Origin of the sequence: Escherichia sp. XD33, from assembly GCF_019375075.1 — a bacterium.
In the GTDB taxonomy this organism is placed as follows: domain Bacteria; phylum Pseudomonadota; class Gammaproteobacteria; order Enterobacterales; family Enterobacteriaceae; genus Enterobacter; species Enterobacter flexneri_A.
Window position 1 is genome coordinate 1 of record NZ_JAENDM010000108.1, and the last position, 2,953, is coordinate 2,953.

Genomic DNA, 2,953 nt, shown 5'->3' on the forward strand with positions numbered 1-2,953 from the left:
GTAAAGAAACATCTTCGGGTTGTGAGGTTAAGCGACTAAGCGTACACGGTGGATGCCCTGGCAGTCAGAGGCGATGAAGGACGTGCTAATCTGCGATAAGCGTCGGTAAGGTGATATGAACCGTTATAACCGGCGATTTCCGAATGGGGAAACCCAGTGTGTTTCGACACACTATCATTAACTGAATCCATAGGTTAATGAGGCGAACCGGGGGAACTGAAACATCTAAGTACCCCGAGGAAAAGAAATCAACCGAGATTCCCCCAGTAGCGGCGAGCGAACGGGGAGGAGCCCAGAGCCTGAATCAGTGTGTGTGTTAGTGGAAGCGTCTGGAAAGGCGCGCGATACAGGGTGACAGCCCCGTACACAAAAATGCACATGCTGTGAGCTCGATGAGTAGGGCGGGACACGTGGTATCCTGTCTGAATATGGGGGGACCATCCTCCAAGGCTAAATACTCCTGACTGACCGATAGTGAACCAGTACCGTGAGGGAAAGGCGAAAAGAACCCCGGCGAGGGGAGTGAAAAAGAACCTGAAACCGTGTACGTACAAGCAGTGGGAGCCTCTTTATGGGGTGACTGCGTACCTTTTGTATAATGGGTCAGCGACTTATATTCTGTAGCAAGGTTAACCGAATAGGGGAGCCGAAGGGAAACCGAGTCTTAACTGGGCGTTAAGTTGCAGGGTATAGACCCGAAACCCGGTGATCTAGCCATGGGCAGGTTGAAGGTTGGGTAACACTAACTGGAGGACCGAACCGACTAATGTTGAAAAATTAGCGGATGACTTGTGGCTGGGGGTGAAAGGCCAATCAAACCGGGAGATAGCTGGTTCTCCCCGAAAGCTATTTAGGTAGCGCCTCGTGAATTCATCTCCGGGGGTAGAGCACTGTTTCGGCAAGGGGGTCATCCCGACTTACCAACCCGATGCAAACTGCGAATACCGGAGAATGTTATCACGGGAGACACACGGCGGGTGCTAACGTCCGTCGTGAAGAGGGAAACAACCCAGACCGCCAGCTAAGGTCCCAAAGTCATGGTTAAGTGGGAAACGATGTGGGAAGGCCCAGACAGCCAGGATGTTGGCTTAGAAGCAGCCATCATTTAAAGAAAGCGTAATAGCTCACTGGTCGAGTCGGCCTGCGCGGAAGATGTAACGGGGCTAAACCATGCACCGAAGCTGCGGCAGCGACACTATGTGTTGTTGGGTAGGGGAGCGTTCTGTAAGCCTGTGAAGGTGTGCTGTGAGGCATGCTGGAGGTATCAGAAGTGCGAATGCTGACATAAGTAACGATAAAGCGGGTGAAAAGCCCGCTCGCCGGAAGACCAAGGGTTCCTGTCCAACGTTAATCGGGGCAGGGTGAGTCGACCCCTAAGGCGAGGCCGAAAGGCGTAGTCGATGGGAAACAGGTTAATATTCCTGTACTTGGTGTTACTGCGAAGGGGGGACGGAGAAGGCTATGTTGGCCGGGCGACGGTTGTCCCGGTTTAAGCGTGTAGGCTGGTTTTCCAGGCAAATCCGGAAAATCAAGGCTGAGGCGTGATGACGAGGCACTACGGTGCTGAAGCAACAAATGCCCTGCTTCCAGGAAAAGCCTCTAAGCATCAGGTAACATCAAATCGTACCCCAAACCGACACAGGTGGTCAGGTAGAGAATACCAAGGCGCTTGAGAGAACTCGGGTGAAGGAACTAGGCAAAATGGTGCCGTAACTTCGGGAGAAGGCACGCTGATATGTAGGTGAAGTCCCTCGCGGATGGAGCTGAAATCAGTCGAAGATACCAGCTGGCTGCAACTGTTTATTAAAAACACAGCACTGTGCAAACACGAAAGTGGACGTATACGGTGTGACGCCTGCCCGGTGCCGGAAGGTTAATTGATGGGGTCAGCGCAAGCGAAGCTCTTGATCGAAGCCCCGGTAAACGGCGGCCGTAACTATAACGGTCCTAAGGTAGCGAAATTCCTTGTCGGGTAAGTTCCGACCTGCACGAATGGCGTAATGATGGCCAGGCTGTCTCCACCCGAGACTCAGTGAAATTGAACTCGCTGTGAAGATGCAGTGTACCCGCGGCAAGACGGAAAGACCCCGTGAACCTTTACTATAGCTTGACACTGAACATTGAGCCTTGATGTGTAGGATAGGTGGGAGGCTTGGAAGTGTGGACGCCAGTCTGCATGGAGCCGACCTTGAAATACCACCCTTTAATGTTTGATGTTCTAACGTTGACCCGTAATCCGGGTTGCGGACAGTGTCTGGTGGGTAGTTTGACTGGGGCGGTCTCCTCCTAAAGAGTAACGGAGGAGCACGAAGGTTGGCTAATCCTGGTCGGACATCAGGAGGTTAGTGCAATGGCATAAGCCAGCTTGACTGCGAGCGTGACGGCGCGAGCAGGTGCGAAAGCAGGTCATAGTGATCCGGTGGTTCTGAATGGAAGGGCCATCGCTCAACGGATAAAAGGTACTCCGGGGATAACAGGCTGATACCGCCCAAGAGTTCATATCGACGGCGGTGTTTGGCACCTCGATGTCGGCTCATCACATCCTGGGGCTGAAGTAGGTCCCAAGGGTATGGCTGTTCGCCATTTAAAGTGGTACGCGAGCTGGGTTTAGAACGTCGTGAGACAGTTCGGTCCCTATCTGCCGTGGGCGCTGGAGAACTGAGGGGGGCTGCTCCTAGTACGAGAGGACCGGAGTGGACGCATCACTGGTGTTCGGGTTGTCATGCCAATGGCACTGCCCGGTAGCTAAATGCGGAAGAGATAAGTGCTGAAAGCATCTAAGCACGAAACTTGCCCCGAGATGAGTTCTCCCTGACTCCTTGAGAGTCCTGAAGGAACGTTGAAGACGACGACGTTGATAGGCCGGGTGTGTAAGCGCAGCGATGCGTTGAGCTAACCGGTACTAATGAACCGTGAGGCTTAACCTTACAACGCCGAAGATGTTTTGGCGGAT

General features: G+C 53.2%; 1 rRNA gene. It reads left to right on the top strand.

Annotated features, from left to right (window positions below):
* Positions 1-25: 25 nt before the first annotated feature.
* Positions 26-2,927, top strand: a 23S ribosomal RNA gene (locus K0778_RS24790).
* The last annotated feature ends 26 nt before the right edge of the window (positions 2,928-2,953 follow it).